Raw genomic sequence first — 21597 nt, 5'->3', positions numbered from 1 at the left:
CCGTGCATCCCGTCGCGACAGGCTGCGACCGGATGCACCTTGCAAACCTCTCCCGGAAGGCCCCGCCATGTACACGAACATCCTGATCCCTATCGCATTGGACCACGAATACGATGTGCAACGGACCATTGAGACAGCGCGTCGCCTGTTGGCAACTCCCGGAAAGATCACCCTTGTCGCAGTGCTTGAAAACGTCCCTGCCTATGTGGCCGAATACGCCACCGTGAAGCCCGCCGACCATATCCGGGCGGAGATCGAGCAACGCCTCCGCGCTTTGGCAACTGATCAGGAAGGCCTTGATGCCGCCGTGCTGTCCGGCAAACCGGGGGTCGCGATCCCCGATCTGGCGGCGGAAACCAGTGCCGACCTAATCGTCATCAATTCCCACAAGCCCGGTGTCGAGGATTACTTTCTCGGCTCCACCGCCTCGCGCGTGGTGCGACGTGCGCCGTGTTCGGTGCTGGTAGTGAGGTAAGCTGCGGTGCCGGGAACACACGGATGTGCCAAACCTGCTCGGTGGTTACGCCTTCCAGACGCGTGATTTCGATTGGGTAACCACCAGGCTTTCACATCTTAAAGTCAGCAAAATCAAATACTAAGCTGTACTCCCTACCTTGCAGATGCCAGGAGAATTTGGCTGCAGTCTTTCTGGTCATGACCTGGATTACAACTGTAGTGAATAAGTATGTCATATGAATATACAAATTATCAGACGGATGACGGTGGTACGTTAGCGATATCGCATTGTGTTCAGGATCTCACCACAACCGGTGTAAGCGGTGTTGGGGTCAATCAACGAAACGCAACGTGTTGCAGGTCAAAAATGACCTGCTGCCAAGGAACATGAACTGGAGGAAATATGTCCCTATTCCAGACATTTACCCGTAGAGCCGTCCTTATGTCCGTTGCCGCTGTTGCGTTGACGGCAGGCGCGGCGCAGGCGGGCGACGTCAAAATTGGATTTCTGCTGAAGACGATGCAGGAGGAACGCTACAAGCGGGATCGTGCGGCATTTACCGCCAAAGCCGAAGAGCTTGGTGCAGAAGTCATCTTCGACTCCGCAAACAATGATGAGCTGACCCAACTTGCCAAGTTCGAAAATATGCTTGCCAAAGGTGCGACTGTCATCGTTCTGCAGCCGGTGAATACCGGTACCGCCGGAAGCATGGTCAGCATGGCCAACAGTGAAGGCGTCCGCGTTGTCGGATACGACTCGATGCTGGTTGATGGTCCGCTGGACGCAATGGTGATGCAGGACAGTTGGGCCGTTGGCCGCTTGCAGGGCGAAGCCATGGTCGAGTGGCTGAAGGAAAAAAATGGCGAGGTCTCTGGAAAAATCGCTTTGATCCAAGGTCAACCCGGCGATTCAAATGCCATCGCGATGAGCAGTGGTGTACTGGAAATCGTCGATGCCAACCCGGGCATTGAACTGGTGACAAATCAGGCACATGAGGGGTGGTCATCCGAAAAGGCGATGGCCACGGCGGAAAACTCTCTGACTTCAAACAGCAACGGCATCGATGCGTTCATTGCCAACAACAGTGGTATGGCACGTGGTGTTATTGCTGCGCTTGAGGCACAGGGGCTGGCGTCGGCAGATAAAGTTTTTGTCGCGGGATCCGATGCCGATCTGGCGAATATTCAATACGTGGCGCAGGGCAAGCAGGCGGTCGAGATTTGGAAACAGATCGATCCGCTGGCCGAAACCGCCGCCGCAGTGGCCGTTGCATTGGCAACCGCTCCCGATGGCGCACCGGCTGATCTCGTTGAAGTCGATAAGGTCATCAACAACGGATACGCCGACGTGCCAACGATCGTGACTCCGATCACTCTGGTGACGCAGGACAATATCGACGACACGATCATCGCAGGCGGCTTCTACTCCAAGGAAGAAGTCTACGGGAACTGATCCCAAGGGCGATTAACCTGGAGGAGGGCATATAGCCGTTCCGCCTTTAAGCGTGCTTCTCCCCGCGCGCGGCTGCATGGTGCCCTCCTTCTTTTGATCTTTCCGCGCCGACCTGTGTCGGCCGGCGCGGACGTGATCAGAGATAGAAACCTGAATTTGTTGGGAAAAAACATGTCGGACGTCATCCTCAAAATGCAGGGCATCATCAAGGATTTTCCCGGGGTCCGTGCCTTGAACAATGTCAATTTCGAAGCGCGGTCAGGCGAACTCTTGGCATTGATGGGAGAAAACGGGGCGGGTAAATCCACTCTGATGAAAGTGCTCAGCGGTGTCTGGCCCTATCCGACCTACGAAGGCGATATCTATCTGCGGGGCGAAAAGGTTCGGTTCGCAAACACAAAAGAGGCAGAAGCCGCAGGGATCGGCATCATCTACCAGGAACTCAACCTGATCCCCGGCCTGTCGGTTGCCGAAAACATCTTTCTTGATCGCCAATTCACGGATTCCAGAGGCAAGATCAACTGGAACCAGACCTTTGCCGAGACCCAGAAACTGCTCAATGAGCTGGGTATCAACGATATTCGCCCGACCGATCTGGTGCAGAACATCACGGTGGGCAAACAGCAGATGGTCGAGATCGCCAAGGCCCTGTCGCTGAAAGCAGAACTTCTTGTGCTGGATGAACCGACCTCGGCGCTGACGGACAAAGAGGTCAAGGACCTCTTCCGCATCATCCGCAAGCTGAAAGCAGATGGCGTTTGCATGTGCTACATCTCGCACAAAATGGAAGAGATCGAACAGATTGCCGACCGGATTGCGGTTCTGCGGGACGGTCAGACAATCGGCGAAGTGACCCCGATCGCGGATATCACACTTGACCAGATCATTGCCCGCATGGTCGGGCGCGACATCAAGGACATGTTCCCCAAACTCGATTTCACACCGGGCGAGGTGACTCTGGAGGTCAACGATCTGTCCGTCACAAACCCCGACCTGCCGGGAAGCTATCTGGTCAAGAACGCCAGTTTCGTCGCGCGCAAGGGCGAGATTCTGGGGATTTCCGGGCTGATGGGAGCCGGTCGAACCGAATTGGTTGGCGGCGTATTCGGTGCCTATCCCGACCAGACCACGGGTGAGGTCAAACTGAACGGTCAAAAGCTGGAGATCAAATCGCCGAAGGATGCGATTGATGCCGGGATTGCCCTGCTGACCGAAGATCGCAAGGCATTGGGCCTGTTTCTGGATAAATCCATTTCCTTCAACACCACGATCTCTTCGCTGGAGACGATCAGCTCAAAGGTGCTGGGCATCATCAACACCCAGCAGGAGCGCAAGGTCGTCAGGGAATATGTCGATCAGCTGGGCGTCAAAACCCCTTCGATTGACACGGTGATCGGCACCTTGAGCGGCGGGAACCAGCAAAAGGTCATTCTTGGCAAATGGCTGAACTCCAGACCGGATGTATTCATCCTGGATGAACCCACGCGCGGGATCGATATCGGCGCGAAAGTGGAAATCTACAAGCTGCTGAACGAGTTGGTCCAGCAGGGTGTGACCGTCATCATGATCTCGTCCGAACTGCCCGAGGTTTTGGGTATGTGCGACCGGATCCTGGTGATGTGCGAAGGCGAAATCGTGTCGAACTTTGAACGGGACGACGCGAAGAAAGAAGCAATCATGGCGTATGCCACCGGCAGCGCATAAGGGAGGAAGCAAATGAGTGCTGACAGCAACGTTGCAGGTGTCGGTGTCAACGGCGCCAAGGAAAATCACCTGATAAACTTTATCAAGGACAACGCGACGCTGATTGCGCTGATCGTGTTGGTCATCGGTCTCAGCTTTGCCGACGATGCGTTCTTTACCGCGCGCAACCTCAGCAACCTGTCCCGCCAGGTCACGATCATCGGGATCATCGCGGTTGGTATGACGATGGTCATTCTGATTGCGGGCATCGACCTGTCGGTGGGCTCTGTCGTCGGCTTGTCGGCCGTGGTCTGCACGCTGATGATGCAATATGGCGTACCTACCGTAATTGCGGTGCCCGCAACGCTCTTGATTGTCGGAGTAGGCATTGGAGCGTGGAACGGCTTCTGGATCGCCAAGTTCAATATACCACCCTTCATCATAACGCTTGGAATGCTGACAATTGGACGTGGCCTCGCGCTGACGCTGACCAATGGCAGTTCTGTACCTGTAACAAGTAAAGTGTTTCCGCTGATCGGTGGCGCCTACATCCCGCCAATGATGTCCAGTATCGTGCTGATCGTCTGCGCAGCTCTTGCCGTCTATTCGATCTTTCGTGACGTTCAGCAAAGCCGAGCCCACGGTGTTGAAGTCAACATGCAGGAGTTATTGGTCAACGGCGCCGTCATGATCGGTGGCTTTGCCTTGGCGTTCCACGTGTTCACCAGCTACAAGGGCATCCCGGTTCCGGTGGCGATTTTTGCGGTCATCGCGTTTGCGGGCATCTATACGCTCAACAGCACCCGGTTTGGCCGCCGTCTCTATGCGCTTGGCGGCAACGAAGACGCGGCGCGTCTGTCCGGTATCAATGTCGTGCGCACCAAGATGATCGTCTACACCGTCATCTCGGTCCTGTCGGCCCTTGCTGGCATCATCCTTGCCTCGCGTCTGAATGGTGCGTCACCCAACCTGGGGACGATGTTCGAACTGGACGCGATTGCGGCGGTCGTTATTGGCGGCACCAGCCTTGCCGGCGGGTCCGGCAAGGTGAGCGGGACTATTATCGGCGCATTGCTGATCGGCGTCCTGAACAATGGCATGAGCCTGCTGGGGGTGGTTACCTTCTATCAACTCATCATCAAGGGCCTGATCATCATCCTAGCTGTGTGGTTCGATGTGATGCAGAAAAAGAAGTAGTCCGGACAGGTCCCCGGTGTGTCCGCACCGGGGACATCTCCCGGCAGTCCCAATTTCATGCAAGACACTTGAGAGGTGAGCGATGGTACAGTCCATTTTTGCGAGCTTACAAAGAAATGGCCTCAAAGCTTTGGGTTTGGCCGGCCTGTTGACCGGGTTGCTGCCCACAATTTCGGCAGCGCAGGAGGATGTGAAAATCGGTTTCCTGCTCAAGACCATGCAGGAAGCGAGATACCAGACAGACAAATCCCTGTTCATCGCGCGCGCGGAATCGCAGGGCGCCGATGTGATCTTCGACAGCAGCGGTAACGATCCTTTGCGTCAGCTGCAGCAGGTCGAAGAGATGCTGGATCTCGGTGTGGATGTTCTGGTGCTGCAGCCCGTCAACACCGCGACGGCAGGGGCGCTGGTTGATTTGGCGCAGGATCAAGGCGCCAAGGTGGTCGGCTACGACTCTATGCTGCAGGATGGCCCGCTTGACGTTATGGTCATGCAAGACAGCTGGGCCGTGGGGCAGCTTCAGGCCGAAGCCATGGTCGATTGGCTCAAGAGCACCCGTGGCGAAGTGGCAGGCCGTGTGGCTTTGATCCGGGGCCAGCCCGGTGACGCTAATGCAGCAGCATTGAGTAGTGGTGCATTGGAAGTTATCGCGGAACATCCCGGCCTGGAACTCGTCAGCGATCGCAGCCATGTCGACTGGTCCCCGGACATGGCCCGGGACACGGCCGAAAATCTGCTGGTTGAATATGACAATGGCATCGATGCCTTCATTGCCAACAACAGCGGTCTGGCATTTGGTGTTCTGGCGGCGCTGGCCGATGAGGATATGGCAACGGTCGATCAGGTTTTTGTCGCGGGATCAGATGCGGACCTCAGAAATGTCAGGCTGGTTGCCGATGATGTGCAGGCTCTGGAGGTCTGGAAGCAGATCAAGCCGCTGGCCTATGCAGCCGCCGATGTGGCTGTCAAAATTGCACAATCTCCTGAAACCGACATCACCGATCTGATCACTGATTACAGTCTGATTGATAACGGGTACGCCGAAATCCCGACGATCATCACTCCGGTATTTGCTGTGTCAAAGGATACGATTGATGCCACAGTGATCGAAGGTGGGTTCTATACCAGCGAACAGGTCTATCAGAACTGACGGCTGATCGAGCATTTTCGGGCGGGTTTTCGAACACGAAGGCCGGTCAGTCCAACCAAGATATCAAGCAAGGGGCGCCATGTCTGACAAGATCAACGTTGCCGTACTCGGCCCGATCCCACGGGACAATATCACCAGCTATCAGGGCGAAAACTTTGAAAAGTTTGGCTGCGCGGTTTACACGGCGGTCTGCATGTCATCGCTGGCAGGGCAGGGGTCCAAGATCAATGTCGTCAGCCATGTGCGCAAATCGGATGTCAGCAAGGTCCGTGATTTGCTGTCAGGCTTTCCGCATGTGGATGTGAGCCATGTGACCGGTGATGCCGATCAGGGCGCTGTGATCGACCTGGTCTATGTCGACCAAAACCGGCGCAATGAAACCCAGACCGGTTTCATGAACCCGATCCTGCCCGAGGATATCGGGGATCTGATGGAGTGCGATGCCTTCGTTTTCGTCCCGATCACCGATTTCGAAGTTCCGCTTGAAACCGTGCGCTACATCAAGGCCAACAGCGACGGCCTGATCGTGTTCGACGCACACGGTCCCACCAATGGATGTTCGGCGCATGGCGAGCGGTATCACAAATTCTGGGTCGACAGGGACCGGTGGCTTCCGCATATCGACTTGCTGAAGATGAACCTGGAAGAGGCCCAATGTAGCTGGTTCAAAGGCGAATACGGTTCTGACGAGCTGCACGACATCAGCGAATTGACGATGGACCAACTGCCCAAGTTCGCGCGGCATTGTCTGGATCGCGGGGTCAAGGCGCTGTATGTCACACTCGATCAGCATGGCTGCGCCGTCTACCACAAGGACGACAAAGGCAGGATGCGCGAGCATCTGGTGAAACGGGTGCTGGTCGAGGATGTAGTCGACACTACCGGTTGTGGCGACAGCTTTGCAGGTGGGCTGGCCTTTGGCTATCTCAAGACCCGCGATTTTGTCAAAGCCTGCCAGTTCGGCAATTGCGCGGGTGCGCAGCGCTGCTCCAGCAGCGAACTGGACGTCTATGACACGCTGGACGAAACCGAACGTCAGATTGCCGAAACCTACGGCGGCTGAAATTTCTGCAACATCACCCGAACGGAGTTCCTGACATGCATCCCATGCTAAGCAGTCGCGATTGGCTGATCGAAGAAACACATTTCGACCTGAATGAGGCGAATTTCAAGGAAACCATATTCACGGTTGGCAATGGCTATCAGGGCACCCGGGGATCGCTGGAAGAGGGCCACAAGGGCGAGCTTTCGGGCACCTATCTGGCCGGGGTCTACGATCACCATGATTCCACCGTGACCGACCAAGTGAACGTGTCAACGTGGTTGCCGCTCAGGGTTCGGGTCGAAGGTGAAGTTCTGGATGTGCAGACCTGCAAAGTGGTCGAGCATCGGAGGGTGCTGGATCTGCAGACGGGGTTCCTGCACCGAGATACCGTATTCGAGGACAGCAAAGGGCGTTGCACGAGAGTTTCAAGCCTTCGTTTTACCAGTTTCGCTGATCAGCATATCTGCGGCATTCAGTTGACGGTCACAGCTGAAAACCATTCTTCACAAATCACCGTGGAAAGTGCGCTGGACGCCCGGCGGTACAATCTGGATCGCCTGCCTGCCTATAAGGGCGGCACGGGGTTTCATCCAGAAGTGAAGTGGGAAAAATGGGCCAAGAGCCGACATCTTAAAGTGACTCGTTCGCATGCTTCCAGCGATGCGACCTACATCGAAGCGCTCACGTTGGACACCGGAATTTCCATCGGCATGGCATCGAGCCTGGAACGGCCATCCGACAGCGGTTTTGAGCGGGTGGAGCGGGAGTATGAGCGGGTCTCGCAAACCATTTCGATCGAAGCCGCAAGGGGACAGAGCTATTCCTTCGACAAGCTCGTGTCGGTCTATACATCGCGCGATCTGAACGGCGCTGAACTAGCCGCAAAATGCGAAGCCTCCTTGGAAACTGCACAAGCCAAGGGTTTTTCTGCCTGTCTGAACGAAAGCGCCGCCGTATGGCGCGCAAAGTGGAACGCCTGCGATTGCATTGTGACTGGTGATGAAGAGGCAACGCGCGCAATGCGCTTCAACATCTATCACCTGCTGATCGCCGCCAACGAGAATGATCCGCGCGCCAATATTGGCGCCAAGTCCCTGTCGGGAGAAGGGTACAAGGGGCACGTCTTCTGGGATACCGAAATCTTCTTGCTTCCCTTCTACATCTTCACACAACCCCAGACGGCCAAGGCATTGTTGAAGTATCGCTATTACACCTTGAATGGAGCAATCGAGAACGCCGGGGCGAGCGGATTCAAGGGCGCGCAATACGCTTGGGAATCCGCCGATACCGGGGTCGAAACCACGCCTAAATGGACAGCAGATGGGGCCAATCGGATTTGGACGGGGGAAGAAGAGATCCACGTCACTGCGTGCGTGGCCTTTGGCATCCTCAGCTATGTTGCAGCGACCGGAGATCAGGACTTCCTGCGCGATTTCGGCGCCGAAGTTCTGTACCAGACCAGCCGGTTCTGGATCAGCCGACTGGAAAGGAACGACAGCGAGAACCGGTACGAACTGACTCGCGTGATCGGGCCGGATGAATTTCACGAACATGTGGACAACAACACCTTCACCAACCGGATGGCGAAATGGCACCTGGAGCAATCCGCCCGGGTATTTGGAGAGCTATGTGCAACCGGCTCGCCAGAGCACGATGCACTCCGGAAACGATTGGGACTGGCAGAGGAAGAGGTGCAGAACTGGGCCGAGGTCGCCCAAAAAATCTATGTTCCCTTCGATCCTTCGCGAAACTTGATTGAACAGTTCGAAGGATATTTCCAGCTCGAGGACATCCCGATCACCGAGTGGGATAAGAACCACATGCCACTTTATCCAAGCGGCCATGACCATTTCTCGCTGAACGGGTCGATGCTGCTGAAGCAACCCGATGTGATCATGTTGAACTACCTTTTGCCCGACGAGTTTTCGGACGAGGTCAAAGCGGCGAACTACGCGTTTTACGAACAGCGCACGATGCACAAATCCTCGCTCAGCCCGGCGATTCATTCGATCATGGGGATTGAGGTCGGCGACATGTCCTCGGCGCACCGTTATTTCGAACGATCCGCCTTTGTCGATCTGGCCAACAACCAGGGCAATACACAGGACGGAATGCACATCGCGTCTGCCGGAGGAACCTGGCAGTCGCTCGTATGTGGCTTTGGCGGGTTCCGCGTTAAACACGGCAGGATGACCTTCAAGCCCTGGTTGCCCGAGCAGTGGACCAACATCCGGTTTTCCCTGAAATGGCAGGGTAACGATGTGGCCGTAACGATTACCCCTGATGAATGCTGCTTCCAGTTAACAGCGCCAGCCGGTACGAAAGAGGTCATTGAGGTTCTGGGTCGCCAGGTCACACTGCTCGCGGGTCAGGAGGTGACCTTTGCTCCTGAACTGGTGTGACCTGCCACGAGGTCGCTCCGCTCCGACGGCGCATGCCCTGTAAACTGTCAATCTGCCAGTTGTTCTGAAATTCGCTGATGCAGTTGCTCGGCAGCGGTGTGATCAATGATCAACTCATTGACCAGCCCCCGGCAGATCAATTCAAAGACGGTGTCTCCACGCTCTTTCTGAATGGCGACAACAACGACGCCGCTCTGGCTTGGATCGGAAAACGCCCGGTCCGCGATCGTCTGAACATGTTCCGCCTTGATGCCGGTCCAAAGGCCGTTCAGATCGTCGATCAGGGCTTTCCTTGTCTTTGACAATCCGGTCTTGGGGATCAGAATTCCACCAAGGTCACCGATGATCAGTTGCCTGAGATCATCGGCCCGCATTCCCCCGGCCTGCACCAGCTCTTCGAAGCTGCCCAAGACCGGCGTATTCGAAGACCCCACGCTGGAGATCAGCATGTCCATCTTTCCGATCAGCGCATCCGGCCCGGAAAACACCCGGTGATAGCCGGGCGTGTCGGAAATAAAATGCCAGATCGACCTGCGCATGTTCTCGTCATAATGCCTTGGCACATAGGCCGGAAAGCCGGTCAGTTGCGGGTTTTCTGTCGGCACCTCGTTGAACAGTTCATCGAAGCTCCCCGCCAACCTGCTTGCGGAATATCCATGTTGGGCCAGCGAAACCAATTCGGCGCATACGGCGGCAAATTCGATTCTTCGGGTCTTGCTGATCGGCTGTCGTGAGGCGGCGATCCCCTCGGCCAGAGACTTGATTGTCCGACCCCAGGCGACACCTACGACTGAGGATTTCTCGATCAATTCGATCAGACGCCCCGACGCCGTCCGCCCGAACCGGGTGCGGCGCTGAGCTAAGGCCACCTCGGTATTGCCCGGACCGCTTTCGAACACACCGAGCCTCGGCGTTCCAATACCTTCGCGACGGCAAAACCTGCCCAGATCGGCAGTCAGCCCCGAGGGAGCCAGAAATTCATCCATCTGACGGATCCACTCATCCGAGAAATCCTCTTTGACGAAACGCTGCTCGATCACCAGATAGTTCTGCCGCTCCGCATGTTTCAGCAACCGGGACACATGCGGCTGCGAGAGCCCGCCAAGGATTTTGCCGATCTCCGTCTGCGACATGTTGTGGGTCGCGCGCATATAGGCCGCGCATTGCGCGCGCTCTTCGAAAGGCAGTTTTTTGACGTCTATCATGTGCCCCGACAATGTCTGATGGCAGAAGTGGGTGGCTGTGAATAAGTATGCCAGATACACATTCACATGCCAAGCAATTGCAGATATCTCGGTGCGTGTTACCTGTCTTGGACAAACGCTCTGACCATGGAGATCCGGCATGGCGATCAAAGGACTAATCTTCGACCTCGATGGTGTGCTGGTCGACACCGTGCCGGCACATTTCGCCGCCTGGAAACGTATGTTCGAAGAACATGGCTATACGTTTGGAAGGGCGGAGTATCGCCGCCTTGTTGATGGCCGGCCTCGTTATGACGGTGCTCGTGCGGTCATGACCCGTCACTCTGATAGCGAAGTCAGAATCGCCGCTGACAGCAAGAACGACTATTATGTCGAGATGATTGAACAGGGGGAGTTCCAGGTCTTTGAGGCCGCGGTAAACCTTGTGCGCAAATGCCAGTCAGAGGGGTACGGGCTGGCCGCTGCCTCGAGCAGTGCAAATGTCCGATCCGTACTCGAAAAGGCGGGACTGCTTGATGCCTTCCCGGTTGTCATCGGCGGAGATGACGTGGCGAATGGTAAGCCCAACCCCGATATATTCCTGGCCGCAGCCAGCGGTCTCGGCCTTGCGGTCGAAGAATGTATCGTAGTCGAAGATTCGTCATCGGGGGTCCTGGCGGCAAAGACGGGCGGGTTCTACTGCGTCGGTGTGCGGCACGATGACCACGACGAGGACTTACCCGGCGCGGACCGGGTGGTCTCAACCTTGGCCGAGATTGATATTGATCAGATGGAAGAGCGCTAGCGACAGCGATCATAGAGGGTAGAGGCTCTGATAGAATGGACATCCCCTGATCTCTCATCTGATAGGTTTTGGAGGTGGCAGCCATCAGGAGGTTTGCAAAGTGGCGGATTTGGACCTTGTCGGCATAGATCTTGCGAAGAATGTGCTTCAACTTCATGGCTGCAGCTCTGCAGGAGAGGTGGTTTTTCGCAAACAACTCTGACGCAACAAACTTCTGTCGTTTGTTGCAGAACTGTCAGCGTGCACCATTGTGATGGAGGCTTGTTCCGGGAGCCATTATTGGGGGCGAGAGTTGGAAGCGCAAATCGCACAGCGTGCGCGGGAAGATGAAACATGTCAGAGGTTTACCGCGATACCAGGCGTTGGCCCGGTAGTTGCGACAGCGATTGCTGGACTTGCACCACACCCTTCGACATTCAGACAGGTCCGCGATTTTGCAGCATGGTTAGGCTGAACCCCACTCCAGCATTCAACAGGCGGCTAGCAGCGCCTGGGACGCACAACTTCGATTGGTAAATGGCAAGGCCCCATTCCCGACTTTCGAGCATTTGCGATTGGTCGCAGACGATCCCCGGTTAAGCCAAAAAGGCTATGTCAGAAAATGCACCGAAGTTTTTCGATCCGGATACAACAGACCGAAGCCTGCAAGCCGAACCAGAGTAAATAGGTGATCTTTGCTCGGCATACTCTTGTGTAAAGGAATTAGGTTCCATCTCGGGTTTGCCACCCAATGAGGCTAAAGCACGCGAAAAGAACCGCGGCAACGCAAACGATAGAAGGGCCTGCCGGGGTATCAAAAACATATGCCGCTCTCAAACCAACCACGGACGAAACCGCACCTATCACGGCGGCAATCAAGGCCATCGATTCCGGTGATCGAGCCAGACTACGCGCGGCGGCGGCCGGAATGATCAGCATTGCAGCGATCAGCAGAACGCCCACGACCTTGATTGCGACCGCCACGGTCACCGCGAGGGACACTGTCAGGATCAATTGTTCGCGCTTGGGGTCAAAACCGCTGGCATAAGCCAGTTCTTCGTTCAGTGTTGCAGTCAGCAGTTCAGACCAACGCCATGCGATCAGGGCCACAACAAGAGCTGCACCGCCCCAGATCACGGCCAAATCAGTTCGCGACACAGCAAGAATGTCACCAAAGAGGTACGCCATTAGGTCGATGCGAACACCGGACAGGAACGAGACCGCGACAAGACCGAAGGCCAGCGCGGAATGCGCCAGAACACCCAGAAGCGTATCCATCGCATACCCGCGCCCGGCCAATAATGTCACAGTCAGCGCCATGATCAGTGCTACGGCCAACGCACCTGTGAAAATCGACATCTGAAAAGTCAGTGAGAGGGCAACGCCAAGGATCGCCGCGTGTGCTGTGGCATCTCCGAAATACGCCATGCGGCGCCACACCACGAAACATCCCAGCGGAGCAGCGGCAAACGCAACGCCAACACCCGCGAGCGTTGCACGTGTCATGAAATCATCAAGCATTATTCTGCCGCTTCCTTGGGGTCTTCACCATGGTCATGGTGGTGATCATGATGGTGCCGATAGAGGGCAAGCGCGCCGCCCGTGCCGGTTCCAAACAGGGCCCGATATTCCGGGGCCGAGGCGACGACCGCGGGGGAGCCTTCGCAACACACGTGACCGTTGAGGCAAATGACCCTGTCTGACGCGCTCATGACAACGTGTAATTCGTGGCTGATCATCAATATGGCGCAGCCTGTTTCGCGGCGCACCGTCTCGATCTGTTGGTAGAAGGCTGCTGATCCCCGCTGGTCCAGACCCTGCGTCGCCTCATCCAGCAACAGGACGTCGGGCTGGTTAATCAGCGCTCGGGCCAACAGAACCCGCTGAAACTGCCCACCAGAGAGTTGCGACATCTGGCGTTTCCACAGATCAGGGACGCCGGCAGAGTCGAGTGCATCTGCGCAACGTTGCCGTGACACATGGTTGGTCAGGCGCATGAAGCGTTCAACCGTGATCGGCAAAGTGGGATCGATGTGCAGCTTTTGCGGGACATACCCAATCTTTAGACCCGGTTTCTTTACAACGCCCCCCTCCACCGGCTTGGTCGCGCCTATGATCGCGCGCAGCAAACTGGTTTTGCCGGACCCATTAGGACCGACGATTGTCACGATCTCACCGGGTTCGATTGTCATCACGACATTATGCAGAACGGTATTGGAGCCGTAGCGGACGCTTAGCCCTTCGACAGAAACAAGAGACATCTTTAGGCCTTCTCGGTGCAATCGGGGCAGATGCCTTCGGCTTCCACTACCGTTCGCTCGATCTCAAATCCTACCGCGCGGGCAGCAGCGCCAAATGCGCCTTTAGCTGGGGCAGATTGTGCCTCGGCCACCGCGTCACACTTCCGGCAGATCATAAAGGCAGGCGAATGTATCGCTCCCGGATGTGAGCAGGCAACGAACGCATTCAGACGCTCGATCTTATGCACAAACCCATTCTCGACCAGAAAATCAAGCGCACGGTATGCCACTGGTGGTTGGGATCCGAATCCTTCTTCGCGCAAGCAGTCAAGTATTACGTAGGCACCGAGCGCTCGGTGTTCCTGTAGCAGCATTTCCAACACTTTTCGCCGAACTGGCGTCAGACGTAGCCCTTCCTCACTGCATCGCTCCTCGGCCGTTGCCAAAGCAGTCTCAACGCAGTTCTCGTGGTCATGCTTCTGAAAACCGACCAGCGCTGGGTCATAGGTCGGCATCGGTTGTGTATCACTTGTCATGTTATTCCATATCATGTATGCCGCTCGTAATGTTATACAATCACATAGAGGGTCTGATGTCCAGAAAGCTTCTACCAGTTTCGATCACCGCGGCGTTAATGGGTGGAACGACAATGGCAGATGTTCCGAATGTTGCAGTAGATATTGCACCGGTGCATTCATTGGTGGCGCGTGTCATGGATGGTGTTGGGATACCCGACCTGATTGTGCCTCCGGGCGCCTCGCCCCACGAATACAATCTGCGCCCATCCGAAGCGGCAGCACTGCAAGAAGCGGACCTTGTATTTTGGATTGGTGAGGACCTGACGCCCTGGATGGAAGGCGCGGTTGAAACCCTTGCTGACGGCGCGACTGTCACAACCCTGCTTGAATCTGACGGCACTATCCTTCTGAATTTCCGCGAGGGGTCTTCGTTCGAAGCGCATGACCATGGCGATGAGGACGATCATGGTGATGAGGAACATGCGGAGCATGAAGACAATGATCACGGCAACGAACACGCCAAAGACGAAGAACATGCGCATGACGACGACCAAGAGGAGCATGCACTGGGCGAAGAACATGACGATCATGAAGGCCATGACGATCACGAAGGTCACGACCATGGCGATCATGACCCGCATGCCTGGCTGTCACCTGAAAACGCCAACACATGGTTGAACGTGATCGCTGCTCAACTGTCGTCGGTAGATCCGGACAATGCAGGGGCTTACTTTGCGAACGCTGCGGCGGCACGCGAGGAAATGGATGCGCTATCCGCTGAAGTGGCCGCGACGCTTGAGCCGGTTCGCGGTGGCAGTTTCATCGTATTCCACGACGCCTATCAGTACTTCGAGAACGCCTTTGACTTTCCAGCCTCGGGTGCGATTTCAATCGGGGACGCTTCGGATCCGAGCCCGGCACGCATTGCCGAAATTCAGGCTCGCATTAAGGACGAGCGCGTTGATTGCGTTTTGGCTGAACCGCAATTCAACCCCGGAATTGTCGAAACCGTGCTGGGTGGAACCCAAGCCAAAACCAGTGTGATCGACCCGCTCGGATCTGATCTGGAACCCGGAGCGGCTCTCTACCCACAAGTCATCCGCAATATGGCCAAGACACTGGCCGAGTGCCTTTGATCCGCGCGATCAGCCCGGCCAAAGATGAATCTTCGGCAGGGCTAATTCCGTCAGGGGCGACGCATGTTAACAGTTCCAGTGTTTGGAGTGTTGGCGTTGCCCCAAACGCGCTCAGATTGAGCGCTTCTATTTCGCGTGATCACCACGAATCTTCAGCTTGAGTCGCGACCATGACTTGGGCCGCTTGTCCTTTTAACTGAGAGAATGTAATGATATTACATAATATCACGAAAGGGCTACAGTGATTTCCCGTGCAGCAAATGGCGCCGAGAACACAACGGATCGGCGGATACCCGTTACCGTTCTGACGGGCTTCCTCGGAGCGGGGAAGACGACGCTGTTGAACGCAGTGCTATCCGAGTCTGGAGTCGGAAAAATCGCTGTAATCGTGAATGAATTCGGCGAAGCTGGATTGGACCACGACCTGATTGAATCCGTTGAGGACGAGATCGTGCTGATGCAGTCCGGTTGCCTATGCTGCTCCATTCGGGGAGACTTGTCTGGGACAATTGCGGATCTAATCGAACGGCGGGAGGATGGCGTTCTTCGGTTTGAACGGATCGTCATCGAAACAACCGGGCTGGCGGACCCTGGCCCAATTCTCCAGACGCTCTTGGTCGATTCAGAACTGGCTCGTGCCACCCGCATGGACGGATTGGTCACAGTTGTTGATGCGGTCAACGGACCCGCGACATTGGACGCACAGTTCGAAGCTGTTTCGCAAGTTGCGATGGCCGATCTCATTCTGCTCAGTAAGACAGATCTGGTCACGCCTGCCACAGCGGACGCGTTTGAAATCCGCCTAAGTGACATGAACGCCACCGCACAGATCGAACGAGTGATTGGTGGTCGTTTCAAGCTCAAAAAGCTGTGGGCTCTGAGTGGCCTACGCAAGGACATAGACCCGAAAGATGCGATCGCGTGGACAACACCTGTTCCACCCCCTGAACTTGACCCACTAGTCAACCTCTCAGGCTTCTCCAAGCCCAAGACGTCGCCCATGGTGATTTCGCCACATGATATTCGGATCAGTTCCGCCTCGGTTGTGTTGGACCAGCCGCTGAAAGACGTGGCTTTTGACCTTTGGTTGGACACCCTGATTACGCTCAAAGGCCCGGACATTCTGCGCGTCAAAGGCATCGTATTTCTTGAAGGCATCGAAGCGCCATTCGTCTTCCATGGCGTTCAGCACATATTCGACCCGCCGGTCCCGATGAGGAAGTGGGACGGCGACGACCGCCGCTCGCGCATTGTGGTCATTGCCCGAGATCTCAGCCGTCCCGAGTTGCAGCGAAGCCTCGACATGCTGCGTGCCGATCAACCTGAAATCGCCACAAAAGATGAAGTGTTTCTGACCCATGACTGATACCCGCCTTCCTGTCACCGTATTGTCCGGCTTCCTTGGGGCCGGAAAAACCACCCTGCTGAACCGCGTGCTGAACAACCGCGAAGGCAGACGTGTCGCTGTGATCGTCAACGATATGTCCGAGGTGAATATCGACGCTGACCTTGTGCGCGCCGAAACCAAGCTGAGCCGCATCGACGAGACCCTGGTCGAGATGTCGAACGGTTGTATTTGCTGTACCCTTCGCGACGACCTGCTCGCCGAAGTGCGGCGGTTGGCCATAGAGGGCAGGTTCGACTATTTGCTGATCGAGTCGACCGGCATCTCCGAGCCCTTGCCCGTCGCGGCAACATTTGATTTCCGCGACGAAGACGGTGAGAGTCTGTCGGACCTTACTCGGCTCGACACCATGGTCACGGTCGTGGATGCGGTGAACCTGCTCAACGACTTTTCCAGTCATGATTTTCTGCGTGACCGTGGCGAAACATTGGGGGAAGAGGATGAACGCACGCTCGTCCACCTGCTGACGGACCAGATTGAATTTGCAGATGTCGTGATCCTCAACAAGGTAGACGACGCGGGCCCCGAACGCACCGACGCCGCGCGCAAGATCATCCGCAGTCTGAATGCAGACGCCGAAATCATTGAGACAAACCATTCCGAAGTTGCAAGTTCGGCAATCCTGGACACTGGGTTATTCGATTTCGACGCAGCCCACGAACATCCGATGTGGGCAAAAGAACTCTACGGTTTTGCCGACCATGTCCCCGAAACCGAAGAATACGGTGTGTCGTCCTTTGTGTACCGAGCGCGCCGACCTTTTGTGCCAGAAAAAATTCTTGCAGTATTGAACGGCGAAATGCCCGGTGTGATCCGTGCCAAAGGTCATTTCTGGATTGCATCCAGACCTGAGTGGGTTGCAGAGTTCTCGCTCGCTGGCGCGCTATCAAGCGTCAAACCAATCGGGATCTGGTGGGCATCGGTGCCAAAAGAAAGATGGCCAGAGCACACATCGGCGCAGAACTACATCAAACAGCACTGGATGGAACCCTGGGGCGACCGGCGACAGGAAATTGTATTCATCGGCGCCGACATCGATTGGCCAGCATTGAGTTCCATGCTTGACGCCTGCCTGCTGTCCGAGACCCTTGCCTCAAGCCCGGGCAATCTTCCAGAAGACTTACCTGATCCCTTTCCCCTGTGGCGCCGAGTGGAGGATGCCGCATGAGTTACGTCCAAACTGAAATTAGGAACGCTGCGGTGGGCGTTGGTGTCAGTGACGGACCAGACGGGCTGGCGAGGATTGCAATGCCCGGATGCGCTGCAACAATCTGGCGCCGCCAGCTGGCATCAGATTTTCAAACATGGATCGATGCACTGGATCCTTCGAAGCTGCCCAAGGCGCGGCTCGTTCTGCGCCCCGAAGCAGTGAACGATGCTGTCAGGAACCTATGCAACATCGCAGGTATGGAAGACGTCTCTGAACGCGCTTGGCTTGAAAACGATATCTCCGACCTGGCCACGCGTTTCGCGGAAATGATGCGCGCGCCCTATTTGCGCCTTCGTCTGGATGCGATCAACACAAACGCGTGCAGGAAATTCCACATCGACGCGATCCATGCCCGATTGATCTGCACGTATCGAGGTACGGGAACCCAATATGGAAACTCGACCGATGGCGGGAATCCAAAGCGGGTCTTCACCCTAGGCACTGGAGTGCCAATGGTCATGCGCGGCACGCTCTGGCCCCAGAACCCGCCTTGTGGTCTGCTGCATCGCTCTCCACCCATCGCAGGTACGGGCGAAACACGCTTGGTTCTTGTGCTCGATCCAGTCTTTGACATCGATGAGGTCGATTGATGGGCCGCAACCTTGGCCAAACAAAGCTCCGGACACGACGCCGCAGAGAAGACCCAATGCGCGAATTTGACCGTCTCCCGCCGGTATTGCGTGCTTGGATCTCGCAAGCGGCGTTGCCATGGCGGCCACGTTCAGTCCTGCGTGCCTACAACAATGCGCTTGCTCGGACGGGAGACCAAAACCGCGCACTGGACGTACTGAAGCACCTTGAGGCTGCACTGTTGGCGAAAGATAGCCGGATTGCGACTACACTGTAAATTCTTCAGGGACGGGCATGGAGCACTCAGTTTGTCACCCGCTGATCGCAAACGTGCCCGAGCAAATCGGGCATTAGTAATCAGAGCCGCCAATGGCTATCCATTGCACCTACACGCCAGCAAACTTAGCTCTGTCCATTGATCATGAAGCATGGGTTGGACCCATCGAAGCACCTTGCAGCTAAGAGCGAACACCTTGATTATCCATCCGGACGCCACCTGTCGGGATTGCCTTGAAATTCGGACTAGTCACCAACTCCAGCGCGAAAAAGAATGCGGCCGCGTTGTGCGATCAATTCCGGGTCTCCGGTAACCGGATGAAAATATCCTTCAACACGTTGCCCGTCCGGGTTGGTGCCATAAACCTCCCAACAGCCGCCGTCTTCCTTCATGAAGCGGACAGACCAACCGCTCGCTTCCAGACGCTCTGTAAGCTGGTCTTTGGTCAACCAGTCAGATTTGTCCCTGGCTTCGCATTGATGGATCCCGGTTGCACCTGCGCTGACTGGGAATGACAGTAGGATCAGTAGCGCAAAAGCTCGTTTTTGGATAATCATGTCATGCCGCCTGAGGTCTGGTTGAGCGTTTCCGAAAGTTGTGAAGCACGCGGTATATTTCGAGACCCGCAAGCGGCACGAAATGAACAAGCGCCGGGCCGAAATTGTTGTGAACAAAGATCCAATGCAACAGGGTCGCGACAGCGACGATGTAGACAGTTCGTTGAAGTGTTTTCCAACGCGGGCCTAAGCGCCGGATCGCATCATCGGTGGAGGTGATGGTGAGCGGCACAAAAACCACCATGGCAAGCCAGCCAGTCCAAATGCCAAGCGCCAAGAATTCGCCGAGAATGGCCCGTAGGCTGCCCATATCAACGATGTAAAGAACTGTGTGAAACAGCGCGTAGAAGAAGGCTGCCACACCGAAGTAGCGCCGCCGCTTCATCAACCAGCGTAGAAAACCAGAACCGGGGAAAAGCATCCGCAAAGGGGTGAGCATCATCGCAATGATGAGAAACCTTGCGCTGAACTCACCTGTTGGGTGCAGCAGCATTTCTGTCATTGGCATGCCATTAGGGCCCGGCTGTCCCGATGCCAGAGCACCGATCATCGGAATAGATGGCAGTGCCAGAATTGCCCAAATGAAATAGCGGTGGTCGACAATGCTTTTCGACATTTGGACGTCCCTTAGAAACGGTGCGTTTGAACAACAAACGCAGCGGATCCGATTTTCCGTCGGATTGATTGCAAAAATATTTGTGCTGCTCGCAGTACGGCTAAGGGCGGCGTTGATCCGGTCACATAGGCACAAGAGCTACGAACCAGTTCAAACACGACATCGAGCTCTTCCTTGGTTTGCGGCGTATAGATAATGACAAATCCTTTCCATCCGACGCGCTGATCAGCCCAGGGATGTGCGATGGCCCAGCCGGCCTGAATGACCGCTCGGGTGATTTTCGGATCCAATGATGCGTGCGAACTGGCATCTGGATGCACATGTGAAAATTGCGACCGCCGAAAATTGCTTTGGGTCGCGCCAATTCGACATCCCGGTTCAGTTGAAACCCAGTTGCACCGGGTAGCGAGACACGCGTCGCCCCCAATGCGACGCCCGGAAACTCACTAAATCGTGTTCTGTTTTTTCGATCCACCAGTTGCGAAAAACTTCCTTGCAAACGAATGGTGAGGGATTTCTGGCCACAGTCGAGCCCTTCTTGGATGGTGAAGCGGCTATCGCCAGCCCGATCTGTGGTAGACTAGAAGTGAGGATATTCAAGCAGGAGTTTTGCCGTTGCAACCGAGTTCACTCCGTCTCGCAATTGCTCTCATGATCACTGTCTCCTCGTCGGGGTCACTTGTGACCCGGGCGGATGCGCTATCCGCAGATATCCCCGCTTGGCTGCAAAAGCACGTGGGCACAGGTGATGGTCAAATCGCACCGGTCGTTCTGGAGAGGGCGCGTGCACTCTACCAAAAAAAGAAACGTCAGGGGGCCGTCAGAAACCCCTGCTACCTTGCCAAAGACGCAACGCGTCCAAGCACCGCTTCCAGCGGAAACCCAGGGCGTCGTTTTTACGTCATATGTGAGTCATCGAAATCGTTCCGTGCCGTCTCCTCCGGCTATGGCAATGGTCGAAAATTACAGCGCGCAAATTTTTCGAATGGTCGACAATGCGCGAAGAACTTCAGCAATGCAGAAGGTTCGAAACTGACTGCGGGTGGATCTTATCTGACCGCTGAATCTAGGACGTCTTTCAAAGGCTATTTCAACCAATCAGGCAAGACGACGCCATTCTATCGCACATTTCTGCTGTTTGATGGGCAAGGTGAAACCAGTAATGCCCGAGAGCGTGCCATCGGTGGCCACCCCGCTGTTTTTCTAAAGTGGCAATGTCGCTTCAAAAACACTAAAAGCCCCCATGCCGACAACGAAGGGTATGTACCCTACGGGAAACTGGTGAATTATACCGGCGGTCGCAGCAACGGCTGCACGACTTGGTCACAATCTGCTTCCAAAGAAATACTCGCGCTTGTAGAGGATAACCCGACGACGCTCTACATCTACCCAGAGTCCAAAGATATCAACGCAGTCGCAAAAGCGCTGAAAAAAGGGAAATCCCTTTCACGTGCCGGACTCTACTGGAACGCTTCATGTCTACAGGCAATCGGCTCACCTAGATTCTGGCCCAAGAAGAGTCTCCAGCCGATCATCAATCAATGGAGGGACTCCTTGCCTAAGCAGCCGCCATTGGAATTGCCGATCTGTAGATGAAAGTTGTTGCTATGCCGCTCCCTCGCATCTTTGAAGAACTCGGCATCCTGTTCATTGGCAATCTGGTAGATTTAAGGTTTGCGGCGACCGTATTGCACAGACCGTCGACGTGCCCTAG

The 21597-nt window shown here is 55.6% G+C and carries 22 protein-coding genes; 15 read left to right on the top strand and 7 right to left on the bottom strand.

All coding sequences use genetic code 11. The features are described from left to right. The first annotated feature begins 67 nt into the window (after positions 1-67). The 7 genes from AB1E33_RS08590 to AB1E33_RS08560 all read left to right on the top strand — a co-directional run bounded on the left by AB1E33_RS08590 (position 68) and on the right by AB1E33_RS08560 (position 9386). A complete protein-coding gene (locus tag AB1E33_RS08590) occupies positions 68-475 on the top strand; it encodes a universal stress protein (protein WP_372576854.1) in 408 nt (135 codons plus the stop codon). 384 nt (positions 476-859) lie between these two features. Beyond that, positions 860-1909: a substrate-binding domain-containing protein gene (locus AB1E33_RS08585; protein ID WP_372576853.1), complete on the top strand. Its 1050-nt coding sequence runs from the start codon at positions 860-862 to the stop codon at positions 1907-1909. Between the two features lie 171 nt (positions 1910-2080). Further along, positions 2081-3613: a sugar ABC transporter ATP-binding protein gene (locus AB1E33_RS08580; RefSeq protein WP_372576852.1), complete on the top strand. Its 1533-nt coding sequence runs from the start codon at positions 2081-2083 to the stop codon at positions 3611-3613. A gap of 12 nt (positions 3614-3625) precedes the next feature. Beyond that, complete coding sequence (locus AB1E33_RS08575; protein WP_372576851.1) at positions 3626-4789, top strand: sugar ABC transporter permease; 1164 nt, start codon at positions 3626-3628, stop codon at positions 4787-4789. A gap of 82 nt (positions 4790-4871) precedes the next feature. Next, the gene (locus AB1E33_RS08570; RefSeq protein WP_372576850.1) at positions 4872-5939 is read left to right on the top strand and encodes a substrate-binding domain-containing protein; all 1068 of its coding nucleotides are present in this window, start codon (positions 4872-4874) and stop codon (positions 5937-5939) included. A 79-nt stretch (positions 5940-6018) separates the two neighbouring features. Beyond that, positions 6019-7002, top strand: a complete 984-nt coding sequence (locus tag AB1E33_RS08565; RefSeq protein WP_372576849.1) for a carbohydrate kinase family protein — start codon at positions 6019-6021, stop codon at positions 7000-7002. Positions 7003-7037: 35 nt separating this feature from the next. Next, positions 7038-9386 (top strand): glycoside hydrolase family 65 protein, encoded by a 2349-nt coding sequence (locus tag AB1E33_RS08560; RefSeq protein ID WP_372576848.1) that lies wholly within the window; start codon positions 7038-7040, stop codon positions 9384-9386. A 47-nt stretch (positions 9387-9433) separates the two neighbouring features. Here AB1E33_RS08560 and AB1E33_RS08555 read toward each other — a convergent pair whose 3' ends face one another. Beyond that, a complete protein-coding gene (locus AB1E33_RS08555) occupies positions 9434-10591 on the bottom strand; it encodes a sugar-binding transcriptional regulator (RefSeq protein WP_372576847.1) in 1158 nt (385 codons plus the stop codon). 139 nt (positions 10592-10730) lie between these two features. Here AB1E33_RS08555 and AB1E33_RS08550 point away from each other — a divergent pair, with 139 nt between their 5' ends. Together AB1E33_RS08550 and AB1E33_RS08545 are read left to right on the top strand one after the other, a co-directional pair. Further along, on the top strand, positions 10731-11375 hold the full coding sequence (locus AB1E33_RS08550) for an HAD family hydrolase (RefSeq protein ID WP_372576846.1): 645 nt from the start codon (positions 10731-10733) through the stop codon (positions 11373-11375). A 253-nt stretch (positions 11376-11628) separates the two neighbouring features. Further along, on the top strand, positions 11629-11829 hold the full coding sequence (locus AB1E33_RS08545; RefSeq protein WP_372576845.1) for a transposase: 201 nt from the start codon (positions 11629-11631) through the stop codon (positions 11827-11829). A 248-nt stretch (positions 11830-12077) separates the two neighbouring features. Here the strand turns inward: AB1E33_RS08545 and AB1E33_RS08540 are convergent, their stop codons facing one another. From AB1E33_RS08540 to AB1E33_RS08530, 3 genes are read right to left on the bottom strand one after another with little or no spacing between them, the layout of a single operon-like run. Continuing rightward, entirely contained in the window at positions 12078-12875 is a 798-nt protein-coding gene (locus tag AB1E33_RS08540) for an iron chelate uptake ABC transporter family permease subunit (protein ID WP_372576844.1), read from the bottom strand. Further along, entirely contained in the window at positions 12875-13615 is a 741-nt protein-coding gene (locus tag AB1E33_RS08535) for a metal ABC transporter ATP-binding protein (protein WP_372576843.1), read from the bottom strand. Before AB1E33_RS08535 ends, AB1E33_RS08540 begins: the two co-directional genes overlap by 1 nt. Positions 13616-13617: 2 nt before the next feature. Continuing rightward, positions 13618-14130 carry a transcriptional repressor gene (locus AB1E33_RS08530; protein ID WP_372576842.1) on the bottom strand — a complete coding sequence of 171 codons (513 nt, stop codon included), beginning with the start codon at positions 14128-14130 and terminating at the stop codon, positions 13618-13620. A 56-nt stretch (positions 14131-14186) separates the two neighbouring features. On the opposite strand from AB1E33_RS08530, the gene AB1E33_RS08525 reads away from it, so the two are divergent. From AB1E33_RS08525 to AB1E33_RS08505, 5 genes are all read left to right on the top strand, one after another. Further along, complete coding sequence (locus AB1E33_RS08525) at positions 14187-15248, top strand: zinc ABC transporter substrate-binding protein (protein ID WP_372576841.1); 1062 nt, start codon at positions 14187-14189, stop codon at positions 15246-15248. Between the two features lie 241 nt (positions 15249-15489). Continuing rightward, positions 15490-16614, top strand: a complete 1125-nt coding sequence (locus AB1E33_RS08520) for a CobW family GTP-binding protein (RefSeq protein WP_372576840.1) — start codon at positions 15490-15492, stop codon at positions 16612-16614. After that, on the top strand, positions 16607-17821 hold the full coding sequence (locus AB1E33_RS08515) for a GTP-binding protein (protein WP_372576839.1): 1215 nt from the start codon (positions 16607-16609) through the stop codon (positions 17819-17821). The genes AB1E33_RS08520 and AB1E33_RS08515 overlap by 8 nt, the downstream gene beginning before the upstream one ends. Further along, positions 17818-18453, top strand: coding sequence for a DUF1826 domain-containing protein (locus AB1E33_RS08510; RefSeq protein ID WP_372576838.1), 636 nt, complete (start codon positions 17818-17820; stop codon positions 18451-18453). The genes AB1E33_RS08515 and AB1E33_RS08510 overlap by 4 nt, the downstream gene beginning before the upstream one ends. Further along, positions 18453-18710, top strand: coding sequence for a DUF6525 family protein (locus AB1E33_RS08505; protein ID WP_372576837.1), 258 nt, complete (start codon positions 18453-18455; stop codon positions 18708-18710). The genes AB1E33_RS08510 and AB1E33_RS08505 overlap by 1 nt, the downstream gene beginning before the upstream one ends. Before the next feature lie 245 nt (positions 18711-18955). Here the strand turns inward: AB1E33_RS08505 and AB1E33_RS08500 are convergent, their stop codons facing one another. The 3 genes from AB1E33_RS08500 to AB1E33_RS08490 are packed head-to-tail and all read right to left on the bottom strand — an operon-like array spanning position 18956 to position 20173. Continuing rightward, positions 18956-19267, bottom strand: a complete 312-nt coding sequence (locus AB1E33_RS08500; RefSeq protein ID WP_372576836.1) for a PepSY domain-containing protein — start codon at positions 19265-19267, stop codon at positions 18956-18958. Position 19268: 1 nt separating this feature from the next. Then, positions 19269-19883, bottom strand: a complete 615-nt coding sequence (locus AB1E33_RS08495; protein WP_372576835.1) for a protein-methionine-sulfoxide reductase heme-binding subunit MsrQ — start codon at positions 19881-19883, stop codon at positions 19269-19271. Between the two features lie 11 nt (positions 19884-19894). Further along, complete coding sequence (locus tag AB1E33_RS08490; protein WP_445758219.1) at positions 19895-20173, bottom strand: luciferase domain-containing protein; 279 nt, start codon at positions 20171-20173, stop codon at positions 19895-19897. A 361-nt stretch (positions 20174-20534) separates the two neighbouring features. Here AB1E33_RS08490 and AB1E33_RS08485 point away from each other — a divergent pair, with 361 nt between their 5' ends. Next, a complete protein-coding gene (locus AB1E33_RS08485; RefSeq protein ID WP_372576833.1) occupies positions 20535-21479 on the top strand; it encodes a hypothetical protein in 945 nt (314 codons plus the stop codon). Positions 21480-21597 lie beyond the last annotated feature (118 nt).

The organism is Ruegeria hyattellae (assembly GCF_041537925.1).
Classification (GTDB): Bacteria; Pseudomonadota; Alphaproteobacteria; order Rhodobacterales; family Rhodobacteraceae; genus Ruegeria_C.
This window is presented reverse-complemented; position numbering and strand designations above follow the sequence as displayed.